The 15,737-nt window shown below is 64.2% G+C and carries 20 protein-coding genes; 16 read left to right on the top strand and 4 right to left on the bottom strand.

The features are described from left to right. Window positions 1–11: 11 nt before the first annotated feature. The 13 genes from hisD to ACIQ3Q_RS01005 all read left to right on the top strand — a co-directional run bounded on the left by hisD (window position 12) and on the right by ACIQ3Q_RS01005 (window position 9,200). Window positions 12–1,328, top strand: coding sequence for a histidinol dehydrogenase (gene hisD / locus ACIQ3Q_RS01065; protein WP_396267097.1), 1,317 nt, complete (start codon window positions 12–14; stop codon window positions 1,326–1,328). Window positions 1,329–1,361: 33 nt separating this feature from the next. Then, complete coding sequence (locus ACIQ3Q_RS01060) at window positions 1,362–1,874, top strand: GNAT family N-acetyltransferase (protein WP_396267096.1); 513 nt, start codon at window positions 1,362–1,364, stop codon at window positions 1,872–1,874. Next, window positions 1,871–2,908, top strand: a complete 1,038-nt coding sequence (locus tag ACIQ3Q_RS01055) for an endonuclease/exonuclease/phosphatase family protein (protein ID WP_396267095.1) — start codon at window positions 1,871–1,873, stop codon at window positions 2,906–2,908. The genes ACIQ3Q_RS01060 and ACIQ3Q_RS01055 overlap by 4 nt, the downstream gene beginning before the upstream one ends. 61 nt (window positions 2,909–2,969) lie before the next feature. Continuing rightward, complete coding sequence (locus tag ACIQ3Q_RS01050; protein ID WP_396267094.1) at window positions 2,970–3,194, top strand: CopG family transcriptional regulator; 225 nt, start codon at window positions 2,970–2,972, stop codon at window positions 3,192–3,194. Continuing rightward, window positions 3,191–3,676: a PIN domain-containing protein gene (locus tag ACIQ3Q_RS01045; protein ID WP_396267093.1), complete on the top strand. Its 486-nt coding sequence runs from the start codon at window positions 3,191–3,193 to the stop codon at window positions 3,674–3,676. The genes ACIQ3Q_RS01050 and ACIQ3Q_RS01045 overlap by 4 nt, the downstream gene beginning before the upstream one ends. Window positions 3,677–3,697: 21 nt before the next feature. After that, a complete protein-coding gene (hisC, locus tag ACIQ3Q_RS01040; protein ID WP_396267092.1) occupies window positions 3,698–4,786 on the top strand; it encodes a histidinol-phosphate transaminase in 1,089 nt (362 codons plus the stop codon). Between the two features lie 13 nt (window positions 4,787–4,799). After that, window positions 4,800–5,405: an imidazoleglycerol-phosphate dehydratase HisB gene (hisB, locus tag ACIQ3Q_RS01035; protein ID WP_396267091.1), complete on the top strand. Its 606-nt coding sequence runs from the start codon at window positions 4,800–4,802 to the stop codon at window positions 5,403–5,405. Then, entirely contained in the window at window positions 5,405–6,067 is a 663-nt protein-coding gene (gene hisH, locus ACIQ3Q_RS01030) for an imidazole glycerol phosphate synthase subunit HisH (RefSeq protein ID WP_396267090.1), read from the top strand. The genes hisB and hisH overlap by 1 nt, the downstream gene beginning before the upstream one ends. Before the next feature lie 76 nt (window positions 6,068–6,143). After that, entirely contained in the window at window positions 6,144–6,887 is a 744-nt protein-coding gene (hisA, locus tag ACIQ3Q_RS01025) for a 1-(5-phosphoribosyl)-5-[(5-phosphoribosylamino)methylideneamino]imidazole-4-carboxamide isomerase (RefSeq protein ID WP_396267089.1), read from the top strand. A gap of 106 nt (window positions 6,888–6,993) precedes the next feature. Further along, window positions 6,994–7,773, top strand: coding sequence for an imidazole glycerol phosphate synthase subunit HisF (gene hisF, locus ACIQ3Q_RS01020; protein ID WP_396267088.1), 780 nt, complete (start codon window positions 6,994–6,996; stop codon window positions 7,771–7,773). Beyond that, the gene (gene rsmD, locus ACIQ3Q_RS01015; protein ID WP_396267087.1) at window positions 7,770–8,408 is read left to right on the top strand and encodes a 16S rRNA (guanine(966)-N(2))-methyltransferase RsmD; all 639 of its coding nucleotides are present in this window, start codon (window positions 7,770–7,772) and stop codon (window positions 8,406–8,408) included. Before hisF ends, rsmD begins: the two co-directional genes overlap by 4 nt. A gap of 14 nt (window positions 8,409–8,422) precedes the next feature. Further along, on the top strand, window positions 8,423–8,929 hold the full coding sequence (gene coaD / locus ACIQ3Q_RS01010; protein ID WP_396267086.1) for a pantetheine-phosphate adenylyltransferase: 507 nt from the start codon (window positions 8,423–8,425) through the stop codon (window positions 8,927–8,929). 7 nt (window positions 8,930–8,936) lie between these two features. Continuing rightward, window positions 8,937–9,200, top strand: coding sequence for a YfhL family 4Fe-4S dicluster ferredoxin (locus tag ACIQ3Q_RS01005; protein ID WP_396267085.1), 264 nt, complete (start codon window positions 8,937–8,939; stop codon window positions 9,198–9,200). Here the strand turns inward: ACIQ3Q_RS01005 and ACIQ3Q_RS01000 are convergent. The 3 genes from ACIQ3Q_RS01000 to ACIQ3Q_RS00990 all read right to left on the bottom strand — a co-directional run bounded on the left by ACIQ3Q_RS01000 (window position 9,197) and on the right by ACIQ3Q_RS00990 (window position 11,390). Continuing rightward, complete coding sequence (locus ACIQ3Q_RS01000; RefSeq protein WP_396267084.1) at window positions 9,197–9,682, bottom strand: hypothetical protein; 486 nt, start codon at window positions 9,680–9,682, stop codon at window positions 9,197–9,199. The two genes, ACIQ3Q_RS01005 and ACIQ3Q_RS01000, sit on opposite strands and share 4 nt — an antisense overlap. Window positions 9,683–9,754: 72 nt before the next feature. After that, window positions 9,755–10,405: an aminoacyl-tRNA hydrolase gene (pth, locus tag ACIQ3Q_RS00995; protein ID WP_396267083.1), complete on the bottom strand. Its 651-nt coding sequence runs from the start codon at window positions 10,403–10,405 to the stop codon at window positions 9,755–9,757. Window positions 10,406–10,436: 31 nt separating this feature from the next. Next, window positions 10,437–11,390 carry a LysR family transcriptional regulator ArgP gene (locus ACIQ3Q_RS00990; RefSeq protein ID WP_396267082.1) on the bottom strand — a complete coding sequence of 318 codons (954 nt, stop codon included), beginning with the start codon at window positions 11,388–11,390 and terminating at the stop codon, window positions 10,437–10,439. A 139-nt stretch (window positions 11,391–11,529) separates the two neighbouring features. Between ACIQ3Q_RS00990 and ald the strand changes: the two genes are divergently transcribed. Then, window positions 11,530–12,648 (top strand): alanine dehydrogenase, encoded by a 1,119-nt coding sequence (gene ald, locus ACIQ3Q_RS00985; RefSeq protein WP_396267081.1) that lies wholly within the window; start codon window positions 11,530–11,532, stop codon window positions 12,646–12,648. Between the two features lie 14 nt (window positions 12,649–12,662). Here the strand turns inward: ald and ACIQ3Q_RS00980 are convergent, their stop codons facing one another. Further along, complete coding sequence (locus tag ACIQ3Q_RS00980; protein ID WP_396267080.1) at window positions 12,663–14,180, bottom strand: methyl-accepting chemotaxis protein; 1,518 nt, start codon at window positions 14,178–14,180, stop codon at window positions 12,663–12,665. A gap of 177 nt (window positions 14,181–14,357) precedes the next feature. Between ACIQ3Q_RS00980 and ACIQ3Q_RS00975 the strand changes: the two genes are divergently transcribed. Further along, window positions 14,358–15,059, top strand: a complete 702-nt coding sequence (locus tag ACIQ3Q_RS00975; protein WP_396267079.1) for a hypothetical protein — start codon at window positions 14,358–14,360, stop codon at window positions 15,057–15,059. Window positions 15,060–15,139: 80 nt separating this feature from the next. Beyond that, complete coding sequence (locus ACIQ3Q_RS00970; RefSeq protein ID WP_396267078.1) at window positions 15,140–15,727, top strand: RNA polymerase sigma factor; 588 nt, start codon at window positions 15,140–15,142, stop codon at window positions 15,725–15,727. The last annotated feature ends 10 nt before the right edge of the window (window positions 15,728–15,737 follow it).

The raw sequence follows: 15,737 nt of genomic DNA, 5'->3' as shown, positions 1-15,737 counted from the left end.
CTGTTGCTGTCATGTCTGCCCTGAACCTGCGCACCCTCCACACCACTGCTGCCGACTTCGACGCCGAGTTTGCACGGCTGCGGCATTGGTCGGCAGAAGAGGACGCGGCCATCGAGCAGCGCGTGGCCGACATCTTGGCCGATGTGCGCCAGCGTGGCGACGCGGCGGTGCTGGACTACACCGCCCGCTTTGACGGCCTGCAGGCCGCAAGCCTTAGCGCGCTGGAGCTGACCCGCGAGGAGCTGAAGGCGGCTTTTGACGCCATCACCCCGGCCCAGCGCAGCGCACTGCAAGCCGCCGCCCAGCGGGTGCGCAGCTACCACGAGCGCCAGTTGCAGGCCAGCGGCCAGAGCTGGAGCTACCGCGACGAGGACGGCACCCTGCTGGGCCAAAAGGTCACGCCGCTGGACCGCGTGGGCATCTACGTGCCCGGCGGCAAAGCGGCCTACCCCAGCAGCGTGCTGATGAACGCTATTCCCGCCCATGTGGCTGGCGTCGGCGAAATCATCATGGTCGTCCCCACGCCTAAGGGCGAAAAGAACGCCTTGGTGCTGGCCGCCGCTTATGTGGCGGGCGTGACCCGTGCCTTCACCATTGGTGGCGCGCAGGCCGTGGCCGCACTGGCCTATGGCACAGCCACCGTGCCTGCGGTGGACAAAATCACCGGCCCCGGCAATGCCTATGTGGCCAGCGCCAAGCGCCGCGTGTTTGGCCAAGTGGGCATCGACATGATTGCCGGGCCCAGCGAGATCTTGGTGATTGCCGATGGCAGCACGCCCGCCGACTGGGTGGCCATGGACTTGTTCAGCCAGGCCGAACATGACGAGTTGGCGCAAAGCATTCTGCTGTGCCCTGACGCCGCCTATGTGGCCCAGGTGCGCGAAGCCATTGACCGCCTGCTGCCCACCATGCCGCGCGAGGCGGTGATCCGCGCCAGCCTGGAAGGCCGCGGTGCGCTCATCGTCACCCGCTCCATGGAAGAGGCCTGCGCCATCAGCAACCGCATCGCGCCTGAGCACTTGGAAGTCTCCAGCGCCGACCCGCACCGCTGGGAGCCTGCCCTCAAGCACGCCGGTGCCATCTTCCTGGGCGCCTACACCAGCGAGTCCCTGGGCGACTACTGCGCCGGCCCCAATCACGTGCTGCCCACCTCCGGCACGGCGCGCTTCTCATCGCCCTTGGGCACTTACGATTTTCAGAAGCGCAGCAGTCTGATTGAGGTGAGCGAAGCGGGCGCCCAGACCTTGGGTGTGATCGCTGCTGAGTTGGCGTATGGCGAAGGCTTGCAAGGGCATGCCCGAGCGGCGGAGATGCGGCTGAAGGGGTGAAGGGTCAGAGGTTTCGCAGACGCCCATCAGCTCATGAATGCGAAACCACTGACATCAGTCTTGATTCGTCGCGCGCATCAAGGCGATGCGGCAAGCCTCTACGCGATACATCAGCGGTCGGTCAACGCATTCTGCGCCGCCCACTATTCAGAAGAGCATCTCGCAGAGTGGTTTCTGGGCCGCTCTGAAGCGATCTATCAAGGTGCGCTGCATGCAGGCAAGATTTGGTTGGCTGAGGCCGACGGACGCGTGCTCGGGTTTGTCGAGGCCATGCTGGGTGAGGTCACGCTTTTGTTTGTGACGCCTGAAGCGAGCGGGCAGTGCGTAGGGCAGCAGCTTTTGGAGCACGGTGTGCGACTGGCGGCGGCCGAAGGGCCAGGCCTTGTCACCGTGATCGCCACCAAGAACGCGGTGTCTTTCTATGAACGCCATGGCTTTCAGTCGGTGGAGGACCAATACTTTGAGCGCGGTGATCCACCGCGCCGCTACGATGTCGTCAAGATGGTGCGCGCTGCACCACTGCCTGCTTCTGCCTCGCCATCATGAATGCCAACCCACCGCCGCCACCCCTCACCAGCACCCTGACCCTGGCCACCTGCAATCTGCTCAACCTGGCTTTGCCGGGGCGGGTGTTCTACGCCAATCAGGACCCATTTTCAGCCACCGAGTACCAGCGCAAGACACAGTGGATTGGCGAGCGGCTGCGGGCGCTGAATGCCGATGTGATTGGGTTTCAAGAGGTGTGGGACGAGGCCGCACTGCGCACGGCAGTGGCGGCCAGTGGCTTGCGCTACCCCACGGTGCTGGCGCTGGGCGCCGAGAACACAGGCACGCCGCCGGGGCAGGGTGGGGCCGAAGGCACGCCGCGCCTGGGGCTGGCCACGCGGCTGAAGTTGGAGAGTGCGCAAGCCGACGCTGAGTTTCCGCCCGGGCTGGCGGTGGAGGTGCCTGGCTTGGGGCTGCACAGCCGCTTTGAGCGCCCGCCGCTGCATGCGGTGCTGAGCACCAAGGCGGGCTTGCGCCTGCAGGTGATGGTGGTGCACCTCAAGTCCAAGCGGCCCAAGTTTTTGCAAGACGAGCAAGGCCGCCCCACCGAGGACCGCGACGACCCCAAGGTGGCGGCGCTGGCCACGCTGCGCTCGCTCATCTTGCGTGGGGTCGAATGTGCGGCCTTGCGCCACCGGGTGGTGGATGTGCTGCACCGCAGCCGCGAGCCGCTGATCGTGATGGGCGATTTCAACGACGCCCCGCACAGCGTCACCACGCAGTTGGTGGCAGCCACTTCTGAGGTGGCCTATGACCGGCAGGCCCGCGATGTGGCCTTGTTCAACGCCTATGAGATTCAAGGCGAGGCGGCCCTGAAGAAGGACGTGGCCTTCAGCCACATCCACCAAGGCAGCCCCGAGGTGCTGGACCAGATTTTGGTGAGTGAAGAGTTCCACCCCGAGAGCCGTTTTGGCCTGGGCGATGTGCGGCGGGTGGACTATTTCAATGACCATTTGTTCGAGGGGCGCGACCGCACCCGCTCGGACCACGGCTTTGTGCGGGCGGTGTTGCGTATTCGGAGTCGGCAGGGGTAGTGAGGTAACACGAACTTCGTGCAACACGAACTTCGTGTTATTCTGCAGGCCGAGTCAAGCGATGAAAAACGTCACCGTCACCATGGAAGACAGCGTGGCCGATTGGGCCCGCATGGAGGCTGCCCGCCTCAACACCAGCGTGTCTCGCCTGATCGGCGAGATGCTGGCCGAGAAGATGCGCCATGACGACGCTTACGAGCGGGCCATGAACGATTGGTTCCAACGCCAGCCCACGTATCGCTCAAATGGCGCGCCTTACCCTCTGCGCGACGGGGATGTGGCATGAGCGCCCTCATCACGGTGTTCGTCGATACCTCGGTGTTGCTGTGTGCTGAAGACGGTGCCGATGCCGCCAAGCAGCAGCAAGCCCGCGAATGGCTGGGGCAGTTGTGGCGCCGCCGCTGTGGCCGCACCTGCACGCAAGTGCTCAACGAGTTTTACAGCCTGGCCACGCGCCAACTCCAGCCGGCCATGCCTGCTGGAGACGCACGCGCCGAGGTGCGCCGCTACCAACACTGGAAGCCCCTGCACACCGACCACCAGATGGTGGAAACCGCCTGGGCCGTGGAGAGCCGCTTTGGCCTGAGTTGGTGGAATGCGCTGGTGGTGGCGGCGGCTCAACACCAGGGCTGCCGCTGGCTCTTGGCCGACACCCTGCCTCATGGTTTGCAGGTGGACAGCGTGCAAGTCATCAACCCCTTTGTGATCGGCCCAGCGCTGCTGGATACCCCGTCTTCGTCCCCCGCCAGCCTGCTGCTGGTGCCGTGACCAGTGACCCGTGAGCCTGATATGACCGCCCCCCTTGCCGACCGCCTCTCCAAAGTCCTGCGTGCCGATGTCATGGGCTTGCATGGCTATGCCGTGCAGCCCAGCGCGGGCATGGTCAAGGTGGACACCATGGAGAACCCGTTTTCCTTGCCCCCCGCGCTACAGAAAGCCCTGGGCGAGCGCTTAGGGTCCGTGCCCCTGAACCGCTACCCGGCCGAGCGCGGCGATGTGCTCAAGGCCGAGTTGGCGCGGCATGCGCAGATGCCCGAGGGCTGCGACATCATGCTGGGCAATGGTTCGGACGAGTTGATCAGCCTGCTGACCCTGGCCTGTGATGTGCCCGGCAATGTGGTGATGGCGCCGCTGCCCGGCTTTGTGATGTACGAGCTCTCAGCCCGCCTGCAGGGCCTGAAGTTTGTGGGCGTGCCCACCACGCCCAGCTTTGAGCTCGATGGCCCCGCCATGCTGGCCGCTGTGCGTGAGCACCAACCCGCCTTGGTCTGGCTGGCCTATCCCAACAACCCCACGGCCAATCTGTGGGACGACGACATCATCGATGCCATCATCGAGGCCGCCCCCGGCCTGGTGGTGATGGACGAGGCCTACCAGCCCTTTGCCTCCCGCGACTCGCTGGCCCGCTTGCAGCGCCATGAGCATGTGCTCTTGATGCGCACCATGAGCAAGTTTGGCCTGGCCGGGGTGCGCATTGGCTATCTGATCGGCCGCCAAGCGGTGATTGCCGAGGTGGACAAGCTGCGCCCGCCCTTCAACATCAGCGTGCTGAACGCAGAAGCCGCCTTGTTCGCGCTGGAGCATGTTGAAGAATACGAGGCCCAGGCCGCCATCATCCGCAGTGAGCGTGCCCGCCTGATGACCGAGCTGCAGGCCTTGGACGGCGTGCAGCCCTTCCCCAGCGAAGCCAATATGATCTTGGCGCGGGTGCCGGATGTCGCCAAGGTGTTTGCTGGCATGAAGGCGCGTGGCGTGCTCATCAAAAACGTTTCGGGCCTGCACCCCTTGCTGGCCCGCTGCCTGCGCATCACCGTGGGCACCCCAGAAGAAAACACCCAGATGCTGGCCGCGCTGCGGGCAGCCTTGCAAGACCTCTGAAAGCCCTGGCCCCATGAGCTCCATCCCCACCGCTCGCATTGCCGAAGTTCAGCGCAATACCAACGAAACCAAGATCCGCGTGCGCGTCAACCTGGACGGCACCGGCCAGGCCAAGCTGGCCACTGGCATTGGTTTCTTTGACCACATGCTCGACCAGATCGCCCGGCATGGCCTGATCGACCTGGAGATCGAGGCCGAAGGCGACCTGCACATCGACGGCCACCACACCGTCGAAGACGTAGGCATCACTCTGGGCCAGGCGGTCGCCCAAGCCGTGAGTGACAAAAAAGGCCTGACCCGCTATGGCCACAGCTATGTGCCACTGGACGAGGCCTTGTCGCGCGTGGTGGTAGATTTTTCGGGCCGCCCCGGGCTGGCCATGGATGTGAAGTTCACTGCGGGCAGCATTGGTGCTTTCGATACCCAACTGGCCTTTGAATTCTTCCAAGGCTTTGTGAACCACGCGCTGGTCAGCCTGCATGTGGACAACCTCAAGGGCCACAACGCCCACCACCAGTGCGAGACGATCTTCAAGGCCTTTGGCCGCGCCTTGCGCATGGCACTGACCCTGGACCCGCGCTCGGCGGGCGTCATTCCCTCGACGAAAGGTTCGCTCTAATGGCACAGCGCACTGTGGCCGTGGTGGACTACGGCATGGGCAATCTGCGCTCCGTCTCGCAGGCGGTCATGCATGTGGCCGCCGGGGAGGGGGTGAATGTCATCGTCACCCAGCGGCCTGAGGATGTGCGCGCCGCCGAGCGCGTGGTGCTGCCCGGCCAAGGTGCGATGCGTGACTGCATGCGTGAATTGGCCGAATCAGGCTTGAAAGAAGCCGTACTGGAAGCGGCGGCCAGCAAGCCCCTGATGGGCGTGTGTGTGGGCATGCAGATGCTGCTGGACCACTCTGAAGAGCAAGACACGCCCGGCCTGGGGCTGATTGCAGGGCGCGTCAAACGCTTTGCCCTGGAGGGCCAAACCCAGCCGGATGGCAGCCGCTACAAAGTGCCGCAAATGGGCTGGAACCAGGTTTGGCAAAGCGCGGGGCCCCGGGGGGCACACCCCGTTTGGGCCGGCGTGCCCGACGGGGCTTGGTTCTACTTCGTGCACAGTTATTTTGCCCAGCCGTCGGACGCAAGCCACACTGCGGGGCAAACGGAGTACGGCCAACGCTTTACCTGCGCCGTGGCCCGGGATAATATTTTCGCCACTCAATTTCACCCGGAAAAGAGCGCCGAGCAAGGCTTGGCGCTCTACCGCAACTTTTTGCACTGGACACCGTGAGCCCACAGACTCGCCGACTGCATCACAATGCGGTCTTGTCCCGTCTCTTCAATTCCCCACTCGCTCTGCCTGAGCCATGCTGCTGATCCCTGCGATCGACCTGAAAGATGGTCAATGTGTCCGCCTTGAACAAGGCGACATGAATGCCTCCACCACCTTTGGTGAAGACCCGGCCGCGATGGCCCGCCGTTGGCTGGAGGCAGGCGCACGCCGTTTGCATCTGGTCGACCTGAACGGAGCCTTTGCGGGCAAACCGGTCAACGAGGCGGCGATCAAAGCCATCTTGCGTGAGGTGGGCGACGAGATCCCCGTGCAGTTGGGCGGTGGCATCCGCGACTTGGACACCATCGAGCGCTACCTTGACGACGGCCTGTCCTACGTCATCATCGGCACCGCCGCGGTGAAGAACCCCGGCTTTTTGCGCGACGCCTGCACCGCCTTCGGCGGCCACATCATCGTGGGCCTCGATGCCAAAGACGGCAAAGTGGCGACGGACGGCTGGAGCAAGCTGACCGGCCATGAGGTGGTGGACCTGGCCAAGAAGTTCGAAGACTACGGCGTCGAAGGCATCATCTACACCGACATTGGCCGCGACGGCATGCTCACCGGCATCAACATCGAGGCCACGGTCAAGCTGGCCCAAGCGCTGAGCATCCCGGTCATTGCCTCGGGTGGCCTGTCCAATATGGCCGACATAGAAGCCCTGTGCGCCGTCGAAGGCGAGGGCGTTGAAGGCGTGATCTGTGGGCGCTCTATTTACACCGGCGCCCTGGATTTCGCGGCAGCGCAGGCGCGTGCTGACGAACTGATGGGCGACTGAGCCTGCAGGAAGCCCTTCGACTCGCTCAGGGTGGCGGCCTGCTCCCGAATATTTGTTCTTAGACTTTGAAGTGAACGGCTGCATCGCAGCGGCCGCTGTGCCGCCCATGCTTGCCAAACGCATCATTCCTTGCCTAGACGTGACCGGTGGTCGCGTCGTCAAAGGCGTCAACTTTGTCGAGCTGCGCGATGCTGGCGACCCGGTGGAGATTGCCGCGCGCTACAACGACCAGGGCGCGGACGAGCTGACCTTTCTGGACATCACCGCGACCAGCGATGGGCGCGATGTGATCCTGCACATCATCGAGGCCGTCGCCTCTCAGGTCTTCATTCCCTTGACGGTCGGTGGCGGTGTGCGCGTGGTCGAAGACGTGCGACGCTTGCTCAATGCTGGGGCCGACAAAGTCAGCTTCAACTCGGCGGCCGTGGCCAACCCACAGGTCATTCGCGAGGCCTCTGAAAAATACGGCGCGCAGTGCATCGTGGTCGCCATCGACGCCAAGCGCCGCCAGGGCGATGACCTGGCCGCTCGCGGTGAAGGCTGGGATGTTTATACCCACGGCGGCCGCAAGAACACGGGTTTAGATGCCGTGGCCTGGGCTCGCCAAATGGCCGAACACGGTGCCGGCGAGATCCTGCTGACCAGCATGGACCGCGACGGTACCAAGTCGGGCTTTGACCTGGCGCTGACCCGCGCCGTCAGTGACGCCATTCCCGTGCCCGTCATCGCGTCAGGTGGCGTGGGCAATTTGCAGCATTTGGTCGACGGCGTGAAGCAAGGCGGCGCTGACGCTGTGCTGGCCGCCAGCATCTTCCACTACGGCGAGTACACCGTGGGCCAGGCCAAGGCCCTGATGGCCCAGGCCGGTGTGGCGGTGCGGCTGTGAGCGGCAAATCACCGGCCGAGCGCCTTGGGCGCAGGCCAAAGGCCGAGGCTGCTGAGCGCCCTGCCAAGAGGCCCAGCGCGCCTCGGCAAGCACCGCGTCAAGTTCGCATCATTGGCGGCCAATGGCGCAAGAGTGTGCTGCCGGTGGCTGACAAACCAGGGTTGCGACCCACGCCTGATCGCGTGCGCGAAACCCTCTTCAACTGGCTGGGCCAAGACCTGAATGGCTGGCGCGTGCTGGATGCCTTTGCAGGCTCCGGTGCGCTGGGTTTTGAGGCGGCTTCGCGCGGCGCTGCGGCGGTGCTGCTGCTGGAGCAAGACCCTGAGTTAGTGACCTCTCTGCTGGCCTCGCGCATGCGCCTCAAGGCCGACATGCTGCGCGTGCAGCGGGCCGATGCGCTGGCCTGGATGAAAACGGCCGCGCCGGATTCATGGGAGTTGGTGCTGCTTGATCCGCCATTTACGGCGGGCTTGGCCTCGGCCGCAGTCACCGCAGCGGCCCGCTTGGTCGTGCCCAACGGTTTCGTTTATCTGGAGGCAGGCGAGGCCTTTGAAGGTCCACTGCCGCCTGGCTTAGTGGTGTACCGCAGTGGCCGGGCAGGCGCTGTGTACTCGACGCTGTTTCAGCGCCTTTAAGTACACTGCCGCCCATGAGCACGCGCCCCCACATCACCGCTGTTTACCCTGGCACCTTTGACCCCATGACCGCTGGCCATCAAGACCTGATGCGGCGGGCCAGTGGCTTGTTCGACCGGGTCATCCTGGCCGTGGCGGCCGGTCACCACAAGCGGACGATGTTCACGGTGGACGAGCGCCTGGAGATGGCCACCGAGTTGGCCGCGCCCCTGGGCAATGTGCAAGCTGTGCCCTTTACCGGCTTGCTGCGTGACTTTGCGCTGGCCCAGGGCGCCCGGGTGATTGTGCGCGGTGTGCGCGGTGTGACCGACTTTGACTACGAAGTGCAAATGGCTGGCATGAACCGCCAACTGATGCCCGAGGTCGAGACCTTGTTCTTGCTGCCCGGCGATGCCCACCAGTATGTGAGCGGCACCTTTGTGCGCGAGATTGCCACCTTGGGCGGTGATGTTTCCCGCTTCGTGGCACCCTCGGTACTCTTGCGACTCAATGCCAAGCTGGCAGCAGCCTCGAAAGCCTGAACACACCATGGCCTTGATGATCACCGATCAGTGCATCAACTGCGATGTCTGCGAACCCGAATGCCCGAACGATGCGATCTCGATGGGGCCGGAGTTCTATGTCATCGACCCTCGCCATTGCACCGAGTGCGTCGGGCATTTTGACGAGCCGCAGTGTGTGCAGGTTTGCCCGGTGGAGTGCATTCCAGTCAGTCCCGACCACATTGAGAGCCGCGAGCAATTGCAGCTCAAATACGCCGGGCTGATGAAGGCCAAAGCCAGCGCCGCTTAAGGGCCTTGGCGACGCTGCGTGTTGGCCTCGGCCTTGGGCTTGGGGCTGCTGCCGGGCGCGGTGTAGAGCATCTCATCACGGCAGCCTCCCACTGCAGGCGTGCGCAGGCCGGACTTTCGCGTGCAGTGTGTTGGGGCCGCAGGTTCAGCCTTGGGGGCTCTGGTCGCTGTTTCAGCCGCGCGGTGCCGAACCACCGCCGCTTGTTGGCCGTTGGCGGTGCTTGCTAAGCGTGTGCGCTGCAAGCGCTCGGCCTGCATCTGCTGGGCGGCTTTGGCTTCGCGCTGAGCCACCCGCTGGGCTTCGCGCCGCGCGGCCTCATCCCTGGCATCGCCCACCGCCACCGCTTGGCCGCCGGGGCAGGGCTCGGCCTGATAGCTTTGGCCGCAGCGGTAGACCTGCTCGGTGGATTGTGCCTGAAAGCTTGCACCCCACAGGGCGCAGGCAAGCCAGCAGGGGATGAGGAGTTGGGCGAATCTGGGCATGGCACCTCCGCAGAATGCACGCGGCAAGCAGGCCGGATGCTGGCTCTAGCGTAAGCGGCCCGGCCGCCCGGCTCAGTCCCCCAAAGGTGCGGATGGCGGGGGAGGCGGTGGCGGCACCACGGCCGGTTTTGGGGGCTTGGGCCGAGGAGGCTTGGCGTGGATCTGGGTCAGCGCCTTGTCCATGGGGCCATTCAAAAAGGTGTCCAGCACCTTGAGCGAGTCTTCGATATTGCGCTCTATCGCGTCGCGTTCGTCCGCTGGGGGTTTGCGCAAGACATAAGCGGCGACCTCGGCCTTGACACCGGGGTGGCCAATGCCTAGGCGCAGGCGCCAGAAGTTGCCGTCGCCCAATTGCGCCTGGATGTCTTTGAGCCCGTTGTGGCCGCCGTTGCCGCCACCTTGCTTGAGCTTCATCTGCCCAGGCGGCAAGTCCAACTCGTCATGCACCACCAAGATTTCAGCGGGGGCAAATTTGAAGAAGCGGGCCAAGGCACTCACCGACTTGCCCGACACATTCATATAGGTCATGGGCTGCAAAAGCCACACGGGCCCAGGCGCTCCGGCTGGGTTGCAGCGTGCCACCAAGCCCCAGTAGGCTTTGTCGGGCTGCAGCGAGGTTTTCAGCAGCCGTGCGGCCCCGTCCACCCACCAAAAACCGGCGTTGTGACGGGTGGCTTCATATTCCGGCCCGGGATTGCCGAGGCCCACAATCAATCGAATCATGGGGCTGATTATCCTTCTGCCGCCCGAGCGTTTAGCTGGCAGCGATGGGCCGCAGCGTGGCGCGCGCCCCGGCAATCACGGCTTGGCCGATCTGCTCCATCAGGCCGATGCGCCCACCGGGGGCGGGGGCCGCGGAAGGGTCGTCCGCACTCAGCTTCCATTGGTGCCAATAGAGCGCCACGTCCAGGGTGATGTCGGCCCGCACGGGCAGCACCGCGCCGCTGGCGATCAGGCTTTCAGCCAGCAGTTCGGGCAGCACGGCCACGCCCCAGCCCATGGCGGCGGCGCGGGCACCGGCCTCGCTGCTGGGCACAAAGCGTTCCTTCAGGCGGGGCTCGCGCACCCCAAAGGCTTTGGACACCCACTGCGCTTGCATATCGTCTTTGCGGTTGAAGACGATGAAAGGCACTTGCGCAAAGTTGCCGGGGTTCAAGCCTTGGGGCAGGTGGCGATCCATGAAGTGGGGGGCAGCGACGGCGATGTAGCGCATTTGCCCCAAGGCCTGGCAGTGGCAGCCGCGCAGGGCTTTGGCGACGGAGCTGACGCAGCCCAGCACCTCACCTTGGCGCAGCCAATCGTGGGTGAAGTCCTGGTCGTCGACGATCAGCTCCAGCCCGTAGCCATGGCGTTGGCCCGCGCGCACCAACTCATCCAGCGCCGGCAGCACCCAGGTGGCCAAGCTGTCGGCGTTCACCGCAATGGGCAGGCGCTCATCGCGGGCCAGGGTGGCGCCCAGCTCGCGGGCGGCATCGGCCCGCAAGGCTTGCATCTGCCGGGCATAGCGCAGCAGCACCTTGCCCGGTTCGGTCAGTCGCAAAGGGCGCGAGCGCACCACCAGCAAGTGGCCGACATGGGTTTCCAGCGCGCGCAGGCGCTGTGACACCGCCGACTGGGTGATGGACAGCAGTTGCGCCGCACGCTCAAAGCTGCCGGCCTCTGCCAAGGCAGCCAGGCAGTCCAAGCCTGCGGTATCCAGTGCGTTCATGATGGATTTCCCTGATTCATCAGTCTCTCTAATGTAGCTGGAGACTTTGCGATGCGGCTTGCGAGAAGGCGAGGACGCGCTTAAACATCCGGCACCAGCGCCCACGCTTCGATGCGGCGCATCAACTCGGAGACATACCATGCTGATCGGCTGCCCCAAAGAGATCAAGAACCATGAGTACCGCGTGGGTCTGACCCCCGCCAGCGTGCGTGAGTTTTGTGCCCATGGCCACCAGGTGCTGGTGCAGGCCGGGGCCGGTGCGGCCATCGGCCTGGAGGACGCGCACTACCAGGCGGCAGGAGCAGAGATCGCCGCCGACGCCGCCCAGGTGTTTGCGCGTGCTGACATGATCGTCAAGGTCAAAGAGCCCCAGCCCCAAGAGTGCGCCATGCTGCGGCCTGGGCAAATCCTCTACACCTACTTGCACTTGGCGCCAGACCCTGAGCAGACTGCGGCTCTGGTGAAGTCAGGCGCGGTGTGCATTGCCTACGAAACCATCACCGGCCCGGGCGGCGGCCTGCCCTTGCTGGCGCCCATGAGCGAAGTGGCCGGCCGCATGAGTATCCAAGCGGGTGCCGCGCACCTGGAAAAGAGCAAAGGCGGCATGGGCGTGCTCTTGGGTGGCGTGCCCGGTGTGGAGTCAGCGCAGGTACTCATCATCGGCGCTGGTGTGGTGGGCACCCATGCCACGCAGATGGCGGTGGGCTTGGGCGCGCGGGTGACGGTGGTGGACAAAAACGTCGAGCGTCTGCGGCAATTGGACCTGGTGTTTGGCAATCGCATCAAGACGCTCTACTCCACCACCCAAGCGCTGGAAGATCAGGTCTTGGCGGCGGATTTGGTGATCGGCGGCGTGCTGATCCCCGGTGCCGCAGCGCCCAAGCTGGTGACGCGCGCCATGGTGCGGGCCATGAAAAAGGGCGCCGTGGTGGTGGATGTGGCGATTGATCAGGGCGGCTGCTTTGAGACGTCGCGGGCCACCACCCATGCCGAGCCGACCTATGTGGTGGATGGCGTGGTGCACTACTGCGTGGCCAATATGCCGGGCGCGGTGGCGCGCACGTCAACCTTTGCGCTGAACAATGCCACCTTAGGCCACGGCTTGGCCCTGGCCAACAAGGGCTGGCGCCAGGCCATGCGTGATGACGCTCACCTCAAAGCTGGCTTGAATGTCTGCCAAGGGCAGGTCACGTATGCGGCTGTGGCGCGAGCCTTGGGCTATGAGGCGGTGGCCGCAGACCCGATGTTGGGCCATTGAACAGGCCCTGGCTTTCAGAAGCCGAGTCGCTTGACGCCTGAGAGCACCTGCAGCACGTCTCGAGTGGCCTTGGAAAACGGCGTCCCCACGCCGAGGGCGGCTGAGGCTTGGCTGTAGTCTTTGCGGTTGATGTGGGCGCCAACCTGACCCGCCACTTGGTGAAACTGTTTGTGCCGGTTCAGCAGCTCGCCAAAGCGCGGCCCGTGGCTCCAGCGCTGGCCCGGCCCGTACAGCCATTGGCCGAGCGCGCAGCAGTCATCGCGCGACAACTTCTCGACATCCACTGACTCTTCGGCATCATTGGCGTCGCGCAGTTTGACCTTCCATTGGCGGTGATCTTCGAACATGGTGTCAATGTCCAATCCTTCGACTGCGCATTTGACGGGCGAGCTCCCTGCCGGGAGCTTGAACTCATCCACGTGGGCGGCCATGCGAATGGCTCCATCACTTTGAGTTGCTGCTGATTGGGCGGCCTCCACCACCATCTGCGCATTGACTTGGGTGGTTTGATCCAGCTCGTGGACGGCTTCGCGGATCTGCGCGATGCCTTGGCGCTGTTCGCGGGTGGCGATCACCACCTCACCCAGCAAGCGCTGAATGTGATCGGCATTGCTGACCACTGCTTGCATGGTGTGGCCTGCATCTCTAACGATGCCCATGCCGCTTTCAACTTCAGCCACGCTGCCGGCGATCAGAGTTTTGATCTCCCGCGCCGCCCCTGCGCTGGTCTGTGCCAAGGAGCGCACTTCGGAAGCGACCACCGCAAAGCCCTTGCCGTGCTCGCCAGCGCGGGCCGCCTCGACGGCGGCATTCAGCGCCAGGATGTTGGTTTGAAAGGCTATGCCGTCAATCACACCGATGATTTCATTGATGCGCCTTGAAGACGTCTCGATACGCTCCATGGTGGACACGATGTTGCCGACAGCACCGCCCGCTTTGTCTGCCACGCCCGCATTGCTCTGGGCGATGCTGGCGGCGCGCTCGACCGCGTCGGCCGTGCTTTGCACCGACGCATTGCTTTGCTCCAGCGCGGCAGAGGACTCTTCCAAGGCGGCCGCCGCTGACTCCGTGCGCGCCGCCAAGTCCTGGGTGCTGCGGGCCATGCTGACGCTGAGGTCCACCAGCTCATTGCTCGCCACGCGGACGTGAACCGCTGTCTCGCGCAAGGAAGCCTGCATGGCGGTCATCTCTTGCATCAGGCTAGCGACTTCATCGTTGCCTTTGATGGCAATTTCCTGTTGCAGGTCCCCACCACTCATGGCTTGAACGGTTTTCTTGAGCGCACGAAAGCCAAGGCTCAGCGACATCGCCACCCCCACGCTCCAGTAGGTGGCCACCAGCCACAAGGGCAGCGCTGTCCACCAGATCCAGGTCTGTCCGTCCGCACCGGGCATGAACAGCAACAGGGCCAAGGTGCTCAGCAGGGGCGCCGAAAAAGCCACGCTGACGAGGATCAGCTTGGTGCGCACGCTGCAGGCTCTGAGCAGGGGCAAGACGGGAGCCCACAGTGGGCTGAAAGAGAGTCGAGGCATAGGTGTGGGGTCCCAGCGATCAGGCAAAACGGGCTTGGACTTATGGCAAGCCCATGCATAGCGCTTGCAGTTTAGAAAGGGCTAGCGTGCTCAATGCACCGATAAACGGGTGTTTTGCTGCGAGGTTTGGTGCGGCTTGCCGCTGATGGCTACGGTGGGCTCGGCCACAATTCGGCCATGCCAAACAACTCTTGTCTGTATCTTTGGGCTGGCTTGTGTGTGGGCTTGGCAGGCCTGCCAGCGGAGGCTGCCCAGCCGCAGGCCACGCTGATGTTGTCCAGCCCGACCATCATTCGCGGCGTCCAAGTGGGGGCGGATGCGCCGAGAGTGGGTCTGCGGGTCGACCTTTACGGCACAGAGGGCTGGTCTGCCGGCTTGGCACTGGATGCGACCGTGCTGCAGGGCGATCAAGTCTCCGAGCGTTCTGGGGCGCTGAGGTTCTCGGCACCAGTCTGGCGCCGTGGAGAGGCGGAGATCAGCCTCTCCGCTCACTTGCAGGCCTTCGACGGCGCTCCGATCACCCGCCGTTGGAACTACATGAGCTTGGGTGCGACAGCGCTGAAGGGTCCTTGGGCGCTGTCGTGGTTCCTTGTGCCTTCGGCGCTGGCTGCGGACCGCGCGTTTTTTGCCGGGCAAGCGGTGGATCTGGCGTGGCAGCACCCCATGACAGGTGGGTGGAGTTTGGATCTCAGTGGTGGGTGGGTGGATGTGCGGACGGCCAAGCCCGGGCGCTACCACCATGCGCAAGTGGGCGTCATCGGCACGGTTGGCCGTTTGGAGTGGCGTGCAGCTTGGGGGCGGACCGACGCGGTCGGGCAAGAACTCTTCGGCACGAGGGCGCAAGAAGGCTATAGGCTCTCCTTGGCCTGGGGGCTTTAGGAGCAGTTGCCCCTCTAGGTTGCAACTTTCGGGCCGATGACGGGAACTCACCTGTCAAACCTCCTGTTCACATCGTCATCATGTCCGTCCTCCATGTCGCACGCCGGCTCCTGCCCTGGGGAAAAGGGGAGGATGACGACGCCTTGCTTCACGCCGTGGCCCAAGGCGACAAGCAGGCCTTGCAGGCGCTTTATCGGGCCTATCACCCCCGCTTGGTTCGATTCTTATCCCGCCATCTGCGCAGGGAGGACCTGGCTGAGGAAGTGATCAACGATTGCTTTTGGGTGGTGTGGCAGCAGGCCAGCCAGTTTCGGGGCGGCTCACGCGTCTCGACCTGGATTTTCGGCATCGCTTACCGTTTGACCTTGAAGGCCCTGCGCGACCGGGGTGATGAACCGCTGGCCGACCCCGAGGGTGACGATCACCACGGGGCCTGTGACACCGAGGGGCAGCGGGAGCAGCAAGATTGGTTGAGCAAAGGCCTAGCCACCTTGACTGAGGAGCAGCGTGTGGCCCTGCAACTGGCCTATGAGCAGGGGCTAGACATGGAAGAGATTGCCGAGGTGATGGCCTGTTCGGTCAGCGCCGTGAAGTCGCGGCTGTTTCATGCACGCACCAAGCTGCGTCATGTTCTGCCGCAGATCGCCAACCCCGGCAAGGCGGCCTAAGGTGCCCAAG

This window comes from Ideonella sp. (assembly GCF_044358605.1).
Taxonomy (GTDB): domain Bacteria; phylum Pseudomonadota; class Gammaproteobacteria; order Burkholderiales; family Burkholderiaceae_C; genus Ideonella.
The sequence above is the reverse complement of the archived record's forward strand: the minus strand, read 5'-3'. Positions and strand labels throughout refer to the sequence as shown.